Origin of the sequence: Ensifer sp. Root127 (genome assembly GCF_001425225.1) — a bacterium.
Taxonomy (GTDB): Bacteria; Pseudomonadota; Alphaproteobacteria; order Rhizobiales; family Rhizobiaceae; genus Ensifer; species Ensifer canadensis.
In genome coordinates this window covers 180,873-193,923 of sequence record NZ_LMDX01000044.1, presented here as the reverse complement: position 1 = coordinate 193,923, position 13,051 = coordinate 180,873, and the positions used below count along the sequence as shown (strand labels likewise).

Genomic DNA, 13,051 nt, shown 5'->3' with positions numbered 1-13,051 from the left:
GTTTGAAGTGACACTCTAACCCAGACGTGGGCATCGGTCAGTCTATTTCAAGCGGTCGTCGCAGATTTCGGCTTCAAAGCCAGCCGCTTAGCTCCCGGCGGACGACATGCTCGAGAACCATCATGCCCTCGGCCCTGTCGTTGAGACAGGGGATATGTGCAAACTTCTCACCGCCATTGTGATGGAAGCTCTCGGCCGCCTGCTCGGCGATTTCCTCGAGCGTTTCCAGACAGTCGGAAACGAAGCCTGGGTTGATCACGGCGATGCGCTTGACGCCATCCTGCGCCAGCTTCTCGACCGTCTTGTCGGTATAGGGCTGCAGCCATTCTTCCGGCCCGAAGCGGGACTGGAAGGTTACCTGCAGCTTGTCCTTGGACCAGCCGAGCTTTTCGCGCAGCAGGCGCGCGGTCTTCTGGCACTGGCAATAGTAGGGGTCGCCTTTTTCGAAGTAGCTTTTCGGGATGCCGTGGAAGGAGGTCAGCACCACTTCCGGCTCCCAGTCGAGCGTCGCCAGATGCTGCGTGATCGAGGTCGCCAGCGCGTCGATATAGACGGGATCGTCATGATAGGGCGGGACGGTGCGCAGCGCCGGCTGCCAGCGCATCTTGAGCAGGGCTTCGAATGCCTTGTCGTTGACGGTGGCTGTCGTTGCCGCGGCGTATTGCGGATAGAGCGGGAATAGCAGGATGCGCTCGCATCCGGCCTTCTGCAGGGCCTCCATCCGCGAGGCGATCGACGGCTGGCCGTAGCGCATGCCCCAATCGACGACGATGTGCGGCTGCTCGGCGAAGGCTTCCGCCATCAAGGTCGCCTGGTTGCGGGTGTAGGTGCGCAGATAGCTCTCGTTCAGATCCTTGTTCCAGATCATTTCATAGGCCTTGCCGACCTTGCCGGGGCGGGTGTTGAGCACGATGCCGTAGAGGATTGGATACCAGAACAACCGCGACCATTCGATGACGCGGCGATCGCTCAGGAACTCCTTGAGATAGCGGCGCATCGAGGTGTAGTCGGTGCCATCGGGCGTGCCGAGATTGACCAGCAGAACGCCGACCTTTCCGGATTTAACGGTCGGGTGATCGCTTTGGGCGGTCGCGGCGGGCGCGTTGGTCATCTCGGTCCTCGTGGTCACGTATAAGCAGGTGCATGCACTTTTCGTCACGTCCTTCTAAGAAGAAAAGCCGGCGCGGGGAAGCCCGCGCCGGCTCTCGAAGGAGAGGCAAATTGTCTTACTTTGCCGGAATCTCCAGTTCGGTTCCGACATGCAGGTGGCGCGGAGCCGGCTTGCCGTTGGCCGCCGAGATCTTTGCCCAGAGTGCGCCATCGCCGTAGAACGCCTTGGCGAGATCCCAAAGCGTGTCGCCCTTGGCGATGACGTGCTTCTGCGGACCGGAGGCCGTCGTGCTCGCGGCGGCGTCGGCTGCAGGCTGCGTTGCCGGTTCGGCAGTCGTGGCGCCGGCGGCTGCAGCAACTTCGGTGATGCGGCCATCCGTGTAGGGTTTGAACGGCTGGTGCGCGGCGAGATAGTCGGCCAGAACGGTTTCGAGGCCCGGACCGTAGTCGTAGGCGTTCTCACCCTTGTCCTTGAAGATTGCGTAGCCGTCGCCGCCATTGCGCATGTAGTTGTTGGTGACGATCGAATAAGTCTTTGCCGGATCGAGCGGCACGAAGCCTTCGCCTTCCTTTACCTCGACCGAGACGACGCGGCTGCCCACTTCCTTCGACTTGTCGAACGAATATTTCATGCCGGCCACCTGCGGGAAACGGCCGCCGGGTTCTTCAAGCTTGCTAAGACCGTTCTCAAGCGCGGCACGGATGCCGTCACCCTTGAGCTGGAAGGTCGCAACCGTGTTCTGGAACGGCAGCACGGTGATGGCTTCGCCCATCGAAACGTCGCCGGCATCGATGGAGGCGCGCAGGCCGCCGCCATTGGTGATGGCGATCGTCACGCCCTGGCCTTTGACGCGGTCGAGCATGGCGTCGGCAACGAGGCTGCCCATTTCGCATTCCCTGGCCCGGCAATTGTCACGCGAACCGTCGATCGGGGCCTCGGTCTTGCCGATGATCTTGGAGCGCAGCTCCTCGATCGGCTTGGCGAGTTCGGCCACGCGCGTCAAAACGGACTGATCCGGCTTGATGGAAGAATCGACCAGGATCGGATCGCCCTTGGCAGCCTTCACCACGCCCTTGTCGTCGAAGGTGACGACGAGATCGCCGAGGTACTTGCTATAGGAGGCGGCCTGGACGACCGGAACCTTGTAGCCACCCGGGTTGTCGACCATCGTCGGGTAGGGGCCTTCGGCCTTTGCGTCGGTGTTCGACAGCAGGCTGTGGGAGTGGCCGCCGACGACGACGTCGACATCGGGGATCTTTGCGATCGCGGCGAGGTCACGCGGGTAGCCGACATGGGTGAGCGCGATGATCTTGTCGACGCCCTGCTTCTTCAGCTCTTCGACCGCGGCGGTCGTGGTGGCGACGTCGTCACCGATCAGGATGTCCGGGCCGGGGGAGGAGAGTTCGGGCGTGTCGTTGGCGACGGCGCCGACGATGCCGATCTTCTGGCCGCCGACTTCGAGAACGATCGACGGCTTGATGCGGTCGCCGATCTTCGACTTGTGACTGGGCAATACGTTGGCGGTGACGACGGGGAACTCGATCTTATCGAGGAAGCCGACAAGGCCATCTTCGCTCTCGTCGAATTCATGGTTGCCGACCGTCATCGCGTCGAACTTCATCAGGTTGAGGAATTCGGCTTCGGCCAGACCCTTGTAGGTGGTGAAGAACAGCGAACCCTGGAAGTTGTCGCCGGCATTCAACAGCAAGACGTTCTTGCCGGACAGATCCTGGCGTTTCTGGTCGATCAGAGACTTCAGGCGGGCGACGCCACCGAAGCACTCGTTCTTGCCTTCCTCTTCGGCCGAGCAGGTCGAATCGAACTTGTTGATCGATTCGATACGGGAGTGGAGATCGTTGATGTGCAGGATGTTCAGTTCATAATCGGCGAAGGCTGCGCCCGAGGAGAGGGCAAGAATGGACGCGGTCATCAGGCCGGTCCGTATGTGTCTGATCATGATGTTCTCCTGTTTTGCCTGTTGTTTGCCGGCCGCTTTCAGACCCGCCGAAGCGGGTCCGGTCCCCGCGGCCGGGGTGGCTTTGCCGGTGCGAATGTTTTCATCACTTCAGGGCGACTTCAAGCACTAAAACCATCCTCCGGTTGCCGGATCTGCAACCACAGCGCCGCGCGCCTTTTCAGGCGCGCAAAGGTCGCTGTAGCGCTTTGAATTGCTGCATGTTTTTCCCCCTAAATCGGCTTCGATTTAGGGAAACATGCAGTAGGGTTAAGTCATACGAATGCACAAAAAAAGCCCCCTTGCGGGAGCTTTGATCCGTGCTCGAAGCTTGTCTCAGCCGCGTCGCGCCAGCGAGAACTGGGCGCCGGCATCGGTGGTGCAATTGAGCTGGCTCTGTGTGACCAGCGCGCAATTGACCTTGGACTGGGTATTGCGCACCAGCGAGGTCATGTTGATCTCGACGAGTGTCGGGCTGAGCTTCACGTAGTTGCCGGAAGCCAGCAGCTGGTTGCTGTCGGTGGTGCGGGTCGAGAAGGTTCCGCCTGCAAAGGTCGAAACGATGCCGTTCGGATCCGTCCATGAGCCTTCGACACCCGTTGCCTGGCGAGCGGGCTGTGCCCCTCCGGCTTCCCGGGGCGACGACTGGCAGGAGGCCAGGGTCGCGGCGGTCGCGAGAAGGGTCAGAATTGCGAATGGCTTCATTGGCGATTTCCCTCGCTTTGTGCCGAGCGTCCGTTTCATTTCGCCGAACCATGCCGCGATCAAGAGTTGAAAGCAAGAGTGGTCGGGCCGGCGCGCCGGGCTTTTCCCATATGAACAAAAAAAGCCCGGGGCAGAAATGCCCCGGGCCGGATGCTTCGCAATGTCAGCGGTTTAGCGAACGAGGATGTTCTTGAACTGCCAGGGATCCTTCGTGTCGATGTCTTCCGGGAACAGGCCCGGGCGACCGTCGAGCGGGGTCCAGTCGGTGTAGTGTCCTTCGACCGGGCCGAGATAGGGCAGCTGCACTTCGAGGCAGCGCTTGTAGTCCATCTCGTCGGCTTCGACGATGCCGGCCTTCGGGTTTTCGAGCGCCCAGACCATGCCCGCGAGCACGGCAGAGGTGACCTGCATGCCGGTGGCGTTCTGGTAGGGGGCGATGCGGCGGGTCTCTTCCAGCGACAGGCGCGAACCGAACCAGTAGGCATTCTTGTCATGGCCGTAGAGCAGGACGCCCAGTTCGTCGACGCCTTCAACGAGTTCCTTCTCGTCAAGAACATGATGGACTGGCTGCGAATTGCCGCCGTTGCCGAACATTTCGTGCAGCGAAAGGACGGCGTCATTGGCCGGATGGTAGGCGTAGTGGCAGGTCGGGCGATAGGTAACTTCGCCGTCCTTGTCGCGGACGGTGAAGAAGTCGGCGATCGAGATCGACTCGTTGTGGGTGACGAGGAAGCCGTATTGCGGGCCAGGCGTCGGGCACCAGGTGCGCACGCGGGTGTTGGCACCCGGCTGCTCCAGATAGATGGCCGCCTTGCAGCCCTTCTTGTGCTTCTTGGCGTTCTTCGGCATCCAGTTCTCATGGGTGCCCCAGCCGAGTTCAGCCGGCTGCAGACCTTCGGAGATGAAACCTTCGACCGACCAGGTGTTCCAGAAGACGTTGAGCGGCTTCGGCTTCTTGGTCAGCTGGGTGTCGCGCTCGGCGATGTGCACGCCCTTGACGCCGACCTTCTTCATCAGCTTCGCCCAGCCTTCGCGGTCGTCCTGATGTGGTTCGTCGTATTTCACGCCGAGGTCGTTGGCGAGGTTGAGGAGTCCCTGCTTGACGAACCACGAGACCATGCCCGGGTTGGCGCCGCAGGTCGAAACGGCCGTGGTGCCGCCCGGGTTCTTTTCCTTTTCCTTGCGCATGGTTTCGCGCAGGGCATAGTTGGTGCGCGAGGCGTTGTCCATTTCGGCATCGAAGTAGAAGCCGAGCCACGGTTCGACGACGGTGTCGATGTAGAGAACGTCGAGCTTGCGGCACATCTTGATCAGGTCGAGCGAGCCGGTATCGACCGACAGGTTGACGCAGAAGCCCTGGCCTTCGCCTTCGGTCAGGAGCGGCTTCAGCAGCTCCTTATAGTTGTCCTTCGTCACATGGGCGCGAACGTGGCGGACGCCATGACGCTCGAAGATCTCGTTGTCGGCAGCATCCTCACGCGGCTCGACCACGATCAACCGGTTCTTGTCGTATTTGAAGTGGCGCTCGATCAACGGCAAGGTGCCGCGGCCGATCGAACCGAAGCCGATCATGACGATCGGGCCGGTGATCTCGCCGTAAACCGGATAGGTGGTGTCTGCCATTTTGGTCTTAACTCCTGAGGAAACTTTCCCAGTGACGGTGTTGAAAGTGTCTGAAAATGAGGCTCGCGCCGTGTGATAGGCCCTAGAGCATAGTTTGCTGTCACAATAAAGGGCCGCCGGGTCAACGCTGATCTGCGATATTGTTTAACCAGCGATGGAAATGAGGGCCGAATTGAGAGCGTCCCGCTTGCTGACGAGGCCCTTGTAGGCCGCCTGCGGCAGGTCGAGAGAGCGCAATTGCTCGATGAAGGAAAGGGCCAAAATCCCCGCATCCGCCCGCTGTCGCAACAGCGCCAAGGGATCGGAATAGATCCGGATGGTGAAGACGATCGCGCCGCTTCGCGGCAGCTTGCGCAACGTCTGGCGCTCGATGCGGATGAAGGTGCGCTCTTCGGTCAGCTCGATCGCGCCGGCCGACACCCCTTCCGATTTGGACTTCGGCAGATGCAGGGAGCCGTCGACATTGACGGCCCAGTTGAAGCGTTCGACGAAGCGGCCAGGCGGCAGGTTATCGAACATGCGGCTGATGAGTTCGGCGTTGCGCGTGCCGTCTCCGAAGCCGGGGACCGGGGCGTGGATCTCGTCCATCGTGCGCCCGAACTTTTCGGCGAGCGACCAGGACGAGGGGAAGGCGATGTAGGCGGCGCCAAGGCGCCAGCCGCGGTCGTCGCGCTGCATGATCGCCAGGTCGTCCTGAACGAGCGAGCCCGCTAGCACAAGCGCGTCGTCGCCGGACAAGGGTACCCGTCGCCCGCCGACCATCATTGTTTCGTCCTGCCGACTGTAGATGTCGGGATACCGTGTCGGCAGATAGTCGGAGAGGATCTGCAGCAGCTCGCTTTGCGCATCCTGCGTCCGGTCGTCGGCGGCAAAAACCACGTCGCGGGACTGTGCGAGCAACTGGGCCTTCTGGTCGAGATAGTGCTGCAGCTGGTCGTCCGGCTCGATCCAGCGATCGGGATCGAGCTGCGTGAGGCCGATGGTAAAGGGCTTGGAGGAGCCGTCGTAGGGCGTGTGTTTCATGCGGGATGACCGGATCATTCTCGCGATTTAACCATATTCCCTTTCGTTTCGCATGGGCCGAAGCTTGTCACAAGGACTTCGTGCTATAGCTTTGATACAATCATCCGCTACGCGCCATGATTGTTGTTTCCTTCCCCGACCTGGAGGCGTCGCAGACTGAACGTGACCGGCGACCATATAAAGACCTTGATGGGCCTGCAGGCCCAAACACCCGTGCTGATGGCGCTCTACGATCAGCACGACCGGCTGCAATTTGCCAATGATGCCTTTCGCGCCGCCTATTTCATCGAGTCGGACGAGGCGCCGACCTGGGCGGAAATCATGCGGCGCAACCATGCCGCCGGTCGCGGAACCGTGCTCTCGACCAGCGACATCAATGCCTGGATAGCCTCAACGATCAATCGGCGCGGCAAGATCCCGTTTCGCGCGATGGAGACCGACCTGCATGACGGCCGCTGGCTGTGGATGACGGAAACGGTCGATGCCAGGGGATGGATGCTGTGCGTCGCCGTCGACATCACCACCATTCGCGTCGAGGAGCGCGCGCTGCGGCAGGATCGCGATTTCGCGCTGCGCGCCTCGCAGGTCGATGAACTCACCAATGTGCCCAACCGGCGCTACACCATGGGGCGGCTCGGCGAATTCATCGCCAATTGCGCCCAGAACCCGCATATGTGGGGCTGTGTCGCCATCATCGACATCGACTATTTCAAGGCGATCAACGATCGCTATGGTCACCATCAGGGCGATGAGGTCCTGCTCGACTTCGCCCGCCAGATGCAGGAGTTCGTGCGTCGCTCCGATTGCTTCGGCCGCATCGGTGGCGAGGAGTTCATGCTGATCCTGCCAGACACCACGATCAGCGAAGGCAACATGATCCTCGACCGCTTGCTCGACAAGGTGCGCAGCGCCAGGCCGCTCGCGAGTATCCCGGAGTTCTACTACACCTGTTCGGTGGGGCTGGCCGAGTATCGGGAAGGCGACGGCGTCAAGGACATTTATGCCCGCGCCGACGAGGCGCTCTATCTCGCCAAGCGCGACGGGCGCGACCGGGTGAAGCGGTACACCTTGCCGGGTTCAGACCCAGAGCTTCGCCCGGATCAGGCCCCGTAGCGAATTCCCGACATAGAGCTCGCCTTTTGCCAGATCGTCGAGCGACAGGCGGGCGGCGCGCGCCCGTCGCTGGCAGATGAGTTCGGTTCGGAGCACGCCGGCCAGAAGCCCGCAGGCGATCGGCGGCGTTTTCAGCGTCCCGCTGCCATCGTCGAGGAAGATTGAGGTGATCGTTCCCTCGCAGACCTCGCCCTTTTCGTTGAGGAGAAGAACTTCGTCGACCTCGGTTGCCGGGTATTCAGCGCGTGCCGTCTCGTAGATGTCGCGCCGGGTGGTCTTCACCCGCACCAGCTTGTCTTCGGAAGAGAGCCGCGTTTCCGCAAAACGCACGCGCCAGACAGTGTCTTCTGCAAGGGGCGTGAAAGTCGCCGTGGTCACGGCGACGGCGCCGTTGCGGTCAAGCGTCAGGCGGACACGCAGCGGGCCTGTTGCACCCTGGACGGCGGCTTGCAGCTCAGCCTGCGCCCGCTCGGCGCCGGCAAATCCCAATCTTCGCGCCGATCGTTTCAACCGGGCGAGATGTAACCTCAAGCGAACGAATCCAATATCGGGTTCGTAGCGCAGGGTCTCGATCAGGGAAAAATCCGTCATCGGGCGATCTCGGCATCGCCGATGGCAAAGCGCGCCTTGAGCAGGCATTCGTCATATTCGGACTGGGCGCCGGAATCAAAGACGATGCCGCCGCCGACATTGAAGACGGCTTCGCCGTCGGCAAACAGCGAGATGGTGCGGATCGCCACGCTGAAGCGCATGATGCCGTTCGGCGCGATAAAGCCGATTGCGCCGCAATAGGCGTCGCGCGGACCGTCTTCGAGATCGTGCAGGATTTCCATCGCCCGCATCTTCGGCGCGCCGGTGATCGAGCCGCAGGGAAAGAGTGCGGCGAAAATATCGGTGATGCCGACATCCGGCCGCAGCTTGGCCCTGACATGGCTGACCATCTGGTGAACGGTCGGATAGGTCTCGATGTCGAACAGTTTCGGGACGTCGAGCGTTCCGACCTCGGTGATGCGCGAGATGTCGTTGCGCAAGAGGTCGACGATCATGCGGTTTTCGGCCTGGGTCTTCTCGTCAGTGCGCATGGCAGCAATGATCTCGGCGTCCTCCTCAGCCGACGCGCCGCGCTTTGCGGTGCCCTTCATCGGATGCGTCTCAATCCATCGGTCAGCGTCGACCCGGAAGAAGAGCTCGGGCGAGCGCGAGACGAGGAACGGACCATCCAGCGCGACGAGCGCGCCGTATTTTACCGGTTGCCGTTCGATCAGTGACCAGAAGGCGGCGCGCGGATCGCCGGTCCAGCGGGCGCGGATCGGCATTGTCAGGTTCGCCTGATAACAATCGCCCTGGCGCAGATGCTGATGCAGGCGGTCGAACCGCTCGCGATAGGTGGGAAAATCCCAGGCGGCACGCGGCTCGGCAAGGAAAGGCTCGTTCTCCATCCGACGTTGCGGCTCGCCAAGCGGATGGTCGTCGCTCGGTGCGTCGAAGATGCCGAAGGACATCAGCGGCGTTTCGCGCCCCTCCTCGGCAAAGGGGCTCAGCTTCTCTTCGAAGATATGGCCCGCCTCATATGCCATGAAGCCGGCAATCCATTTGCCGGCCGCATGTGCACGCTCAAGCTCGGCGAGGCCGCGGCGGAATTCGGCTTTGGTCCGCGCCGTGACGACGCGCTCCGGATCAGTGAAAACCGTGGTCCGATTTTCGCTGTCGTCCCGGAAAAGCACAAAAGGTGCGTTTTCGTTCATCGATGCCGCTTCGCACTTTTCCTTGAAAGTCTCTGGAGCGCGGGCTCGGCCCGCGCCGGATCACGCCTTATCAAGCGCCTCGAGTTCGTCGATCAGCCCCTCGATCATCGACAGACCCTGTGCCCAGAACGACGGATCGGTGGCATCGAGGCCGAAGGGAGTGAGCAATTCCGAATGGTGCTTGGTGCCGCCGGCTTTCAGCAGCTCGAAATACTTTGCCTGGAAGCCCTTTTCGGCGTTCTGGTAGACGGCATAGAGCGAGTTGACCAGGCAATCGCCGAAAGCATAGGCATAGACGTAGAACGGCGAGTGGATGAAGTGCGGGATATAGGCCCAGTAGGTCTCGTAGCCCTCGGAAATCCGGATCGCCGGCCCGAGGCTTTCCGCCTGCACCGAAAGCCACAGATTGCCGATATCCTCGGCGGTCAGTTCGCCTTCCTTGCGGGCCGTGTGCAGCTTGCGCTCGAATTCGTAGAAGGCGATCTGGCGCACGACCGTATTGATCATGTCCTCGACCTTCTGGGCGAGCATGGCCTTGCGCTCGCGCTTGTCTTTGGTCTGGTCGAGAAGCGCACGGAAGGTCAGCATTTCGCCGAACACCGATGCCGTCTCGGCGAGGGTCAGCGGCGTGGAAGCCATCAGCGCGCCCTGCTCGCCGGCGAGCACCTGGTGCACGCCGTGACCGAGTTCGTGGGCAAGCGTCATTACGTCGCGCGGCTTGCCCATATAATTGACGAGCACATAGGGGTGCGCGGAGGGAACGGTCGGGTGGGCGAAGGCGCCGGGGGCCTTGCCGGGGCGCACCGGCGCATCGATCCAGCGGTCATCGAAGAAGCGGCGGGCAATTGCGGCCATCTCTGGGGCGAAGGCATGGTAGGCCGAAAGCACCGTATCCTTCGCCTGGTTCCACGAGATCAGCGCATTCGGCGTTTCCGGCAGCGGCGCGTTGCGATCCCAGAACTCCATCTGTTCCATGCCGAGCCACTTCGCCTTCATGGCATAGTAGCGGTGCGAAAGGCGCGGATAAGCTGACTTCACCGCTTCCGCGAGCGCATCGACGACCTCGCGCTCGACGCGGTTGGCGAGGTGCCGGCTGTCGGCGATATCCTCGAAACCGCGCCAGCGATCCGAGATTTCCTTGTCCTTGGCGAGCGTATTGGTGATCAGCGTGAAGGTGCGGATATTGGCCCTGAAGGTTTCGGCAAGCGCCATCGCCGCCTTCTTGCGCACCTCGGTCGAGGGATCCTGCAGCAGGTTCAGGGCCATTTCGAGCGGCATCGTCTCGCCGTCGACGGTGAAGGTCAGCGACGTCATGGTCTCGTCGAACAGGCGGTTGAAGGCGGCTGGCCCGGTCATCGATTTCTCGAGGAACAGCTGCTCGAGCTTGTCATCAAGCTGGTAGGGCTTGTCCTTGCGCAGGTCGAGTAGCCAGGGCTTGTAGTGCGCCGCCAGGCCGTCGTTGGTAAGCGCTGCGTCGATCACCGCATCGTCGATGCGGTTGAGTTCGAGCGAGAAGAACAGGAGATGCGCCGACATATCGGTCAGCTTCGACTGCACGTCGCCGTAGAGCTTGCCGTTTTCCGGCTTGGAGGTGTCGGAGAAATAGGTCAGGCCGGCAAAGGACGCGATGCGCCCCATGATGTCTTCCAGCGCTTCGAATTCTTTCACGGCAGCACCGATGCCTTCGTCGCCGGCCTTCGTCGCGGCGGCGGCAAGCTTGCCTTTCCACTTGGCCTCAAACGCAATCGAATCCGCCTCGGCCTTCTTCATGTCGGAACGGAAGGCGTCAGAGGTTGCGGACGGATAGAGATCCTCCAGCCGCCAGGAGGGCAGATCGCCGAGCTCGGCCACAGCGCCTTGGGCGGGGCCGGTGGCGGCACGGACGATGGTTTTCTCGAGGGCGAAGGTGCGGAAGGTCATCGTCGGATTTCTCTCGTTCGTGGCAGGAAGAGGCAAGCGATACGGGTTCCATTGCTATCGCCGCCAATGGATAAAATGCAAGCATTTCTCAAAAGATGATGTTCAGCCCTTTATGGCACAGATGCCTGACGTGATTTGGCACATGACGTTGGCCAAAAAGTACCGCGTGTCCAAAGCAGGAGGCTTCCGTGACATCACACATTCTTGTCATCGATGACGATCCGGTGCAGCGCCGGTTGCTGACGAACATGATCGAGCGTCTCGGTCATGTCGCGCATCTCGCCGACAATGGCCGCAGTGGCCTGGAGCTGCTCGAGCGCAAGGGCGGCATCATCAACGTCATCCTTCTCGATCTGCTGATGCCCGAAATGAACGGCCACGGCTTTCTCGATGCGCTGGCGGAACGGGGCGTCGATACGCCCGTCATCGTGCAGACGGGGCAGGGCGGTATCGAAACCGTCGTCCATGCGATGCAGGCCGGTGCCTTCGACTTCCTGGTCAAGCCGGTTTCTCCGGAGCGGCTGTCGGTGGCGCTCGGCAACGCGCTGAAGATGGCGAGCCGCGACGGCAAGGTCAAAACCTCGCGCCGCCCGCGCGGCGGTGCCGTCGGTTTCGATGACGTCGTTTCGGCCAGCCCGGCGATGATCCGGGTGATCGATCTCGCTCGCCGGGCTGCGCAGTCCAACATTCCGATCGTGCTCGAGGGTGAATCCGGCGTCGGCAAGGAAATGGTGGCGCGGGCGATCCAGTCGGCCAGCGACCGTTCGGGCAAGCCGTTAATCACCGTCAACTGTGGCGCCATCCCGCACAATCTGGTCGAGAGCATTCTCTTCGGCCACGAGAAGGGCGCCTTTACCGGTGCCACCGAAAAGCACAGCGGCAAGTTCGTCGACGCCGACGGCGGCACCCTGTTCCTCGACGAGATCGGCGACCTGCCGCTCGAAGTGCAGGTGAAGCTGCTGCGTGCGGTCCAGCAGGGCGAGATCGAGACGATCGGCGCGCGCCATCCGCATCGGGTCAACGTGCGATTGATCTCGGCCACCAACAAGGACCTCATCAACGAGGTGCGCGAAGGCCGGTTCCGCGAGGATCTCTATTACCGCCTCAACGTCTTCCCGATCACCATTCCGGCGCTGCGCCGGCGCAAGGAGGACGTCCCGGTCCTGGTGCGCTCGTTCGTCGACCGGTTTGCGTCCGAGCAGAGGCTCAGCACGCCGCTCACCGTTTCGAGCGGTGCGATGGCGCTGCTCACCGCCTATGACTGGCCGGGCAACATCCGCCAGCTGGAGAACGCGATCTTTCGTGCGGTCGTTCTGGCCGACGGCAACGAGCTGACGGTCAAGGACTTCCCGCAGATCGCCACGCAGATCCCCGGCTACGTCGTTTCCGACCGCAGCGGTTTCTCCTGGGGCGATGCCGGCCCCGAGCGCACCGCCGCTGCCGATCCGGCCGCAAGCGTCTATCCCGATTTTGCCAGCACGGCGAAATCGATGGAGGCCGATGCCACGCATGATGGCCGTATGGAGAACGCAATTGCCAGCGTCGACGAGGGCGGAGACGTGCGCAAACTCGCCGAAGTCGAGGAGGAACTGATTCGTTTTGCGCTGAAATTCTATCGGGGCCAGATGAGCCAGGTGGCGCGCAAACTCGGCATTGGCCGGTCGACGCTCTACCGCAAACTCAAGGATTACGGCATAGATCCGGACAATCCCTTGCGCGAGGCGGCATAAAATCGACGCATTCACGCCTCACTAGCCGTGCGATTCCGTCACCGCCGTTTAGACCTTGTTAGTGAAGTGTTCACTATATTATAAGGGGCGGTGACGACTGTGGCATATATGCCATCCTGTCACCTTA

10 protein-coding genes are annotated in these 13,051 nt (G+C 61.7%); 2 read left to right on the top strand and 8 right to left on the bottom strand.

Annotation, left to right across the window (positions count from 1 at the left end; all coding sequences use genetic code 11):
- Positions 1-73 precede the first annotated feature (73 nt).
- The 5 genes from hemH to ASD03_RS30610 all read right to left on the bottom strand — a co-directional run bounded on the left by hemH (position 74) and on the right by ASD03_RS30610 (position 6,434).
- Positions 74-1,111 (bottom strand): ferrochelatase, encoded by a 1,038-nt coding sequence (gene hemH, locus ASD03_RS30630; RefSeq protein WP_057217947.1) that lies wholly within the window; start codon positions 1,109-1,111, stop codon positions 74-76.
- 115 nt (positions 1,112-1,226) lie between these two features.
- Positions 1,227-3,068 (bottom strand): bifunctional UDP-sugar hydrolase/5'-nucleotidase, encoded by a 1,842-nt coding sequence (locus ASD03_RS30625; RefSeq protein WP_057217945.1) that lies wholly within the window; start codon positions 3,066-3,068, stop codon positions 1,227-1,229.
- A 333-nt stretch (positions 3,069-3,401) separates the two neighbouring features.
- Positions 3,402-3,770 carry an outer membrane lipoprotein Omp10 gene (gene omp10 / locus ASD03_RS30620; RefSeq protein ID WP_057217943.1) on the bottom strand — a complete coding sequence of 123 codons (369 nt, stop codon included), beginning with the start codon at positions 3,768-3,770 and terminating at the stop codon, positions 3,402-3,404.
- Positions 3,771-3,941: 171 nt separating this feature from the next.
- Positions 3,942-5,393 (bottom strand): homospermidine synthase, encoded by a 1,452-nt coding sequence (locus ASD03_RS30615; RefSeq protein ID WP_025424804.1) that lies wholly within the window; start codon positions 5,391-5,393, stop codon positions 3,942-3,944.
- Positions 5,394-5,537: 144 nt separating this feature from the next.
- Positions 5,538-6,434 carry a DUF3445 domain-containing protein gene (locus tag ASD03_RS30610; RefSeq protein ID WP_057217941.1) on the bottom strand — a complete coding sequence of 299 codons (897 nt, stop codon included), beginning with the start codon at positions 6,432-6,434 and terminating at the stop codon, positions 5,538-5,540.
- A gap of 144 nt (positions 6,435-6,578) precedes the next feature.
- Between ASD03_RS30610 and ASD03_RS30605 the strand changes: the two genes are divergently transcribed.
- A complete protein-coding gene (locus ASD03_RS30605) occupies positions 6,579-7,529 on the top strand; it encodes a GGDEF domain-containing protein (RefSeq protein ID WP_082557447.1) in 951 nt (316 codons plus the stop codon).
- Here the strand turns inward: ASD03_RS30605 and ASD03_RS30600 are convergent.
- The 3 genes from ASD03_RS30600 to ASD03_RS30590 are packed head-to-tail and all read right to left on the bottom strand — an operon-like array spanning position 7,494 to position 11,194.
- On the bottom strand, positions 7,494-8,120 hold the full coding sequence (locus ASD03_RS30600) for an aminotransferase class IV family protein (RefSeq protein ID WP_057217940.1): 627 nt from the start codon (positions 8,118-8,120) through the stop codon (positions 7,494-7,496). The two genes, ASD03_RS30605 and ASD03_RS30600, sit on opposite strands and share 36 nt — an antisense overlap.
- Positions 8,117-9,274 (bottom strand): aminodeoxychorismate synthase component I, encoded by a 1,158-nt coding sequence (locus tag ASD03_RS30595; RefSeq protein ID WP_057217939.1) that lies wholly within the window; start codon positions 9,272-9,274, stop codon positions 8,117-8,119. Before ASD03_RS30595 ends, ASD03_RS30600 begins: the two co-directional genes overlap by 4 nt.
- A 60-nt stretch (positions 9,275-9,334) precedes the next feature.
- Complete coding sequence (locus tag ASD03_RS30590) at positions 9,335-11,194, bottom strand: M3 family oligoendopeptidase (protein ID WP_057217938.1); 1,860 nt, start codon at positions 11,192-11,194, stop codon at positions 9,335-9,337.
- A gap of 188 nt (positions 11,195-11,382) precedes the next feature.
- On the opposite strand from ASD03_RS30590, the gene ASD03_RS30585 reads away from it, so the two are divergent.
- Positions 11,383-12,924 carry a sigma-54 dependent transcriptional regulator gene (locus ASD03_RS30585; RefSeq protein WP_057217937.1) on the top strand — a complete coding sequence of 514 codons (1,542 nt, stop codon included), beginning with the start codon at positions 11,383-11,385 and terminating at the stop codon, positions 12,922-12,924.
- Positions 12,925-13,051 lie beyond the last annotated feature (127 nt).

What these genes read in the sequence shown, in the direction of transcription:
- hemH (WP_057217947.1), bottom strand. Translation starts at nt 1,111, where the DNA reads ATGACCAACGCGCCCGCCGCGACCGCCCAAAGCGATCACCCGACCGTT.
- ASD03_RS30625 (WP_057217945.1), bottom strand. Translation starts at nt 3,068, where the DNA reads ATGATCAGACACATACGGACCGGCCTGATGACCGCGTCCATTCTTGCC.
- omp10 (WP_057217943.1), bottom strand. Translation starts at nt 3,770, where the DNA reads ATGAAGCCATTCGCAATTCTGACCCTTCTCGCGACCGCCGCGACCCTG.
- ASD03_RS30615 (WP_025424804.1), bottom strand. Translation starts at nt 5,393, where the DNA reads ATGGCAGACACCACCTATCCGGTTTACGGCGAGATCACCGGCCCGATC.
- ASD03_RS30610 (WP_057217941.1), bottom strand. Translation starts at nt 6,434, where the DNA reads ATGATCCGGTCATCCCGCATGAAACACACGCCCTACGACGGCTCCTCC.
- ASD03_RS30600 (WP_057217940.1), bottom strand. Translation starts at nt 8,120, where the DNA reads ATGACGGATTTTTCCCTGATCGAGACCCTGCGCTACGAACCCGATATT.
- ASD03_RS30595 (WP_057217939.1), bottom strand. Translation starts at nt 9,274, where the DNA reads ATGAACGAAAACGCACCTTTTGTGCTTTTCCGGGACGACAGCGAAAAT.
- ASD03_RS30590 (WP_057217938.1), bottom strand. Translation starts at nt 11,194, where the DNA reads ATGACCTTCCGCACCTTCGCCCTCGAGAAAACCATCGTCCGTGCCGCC.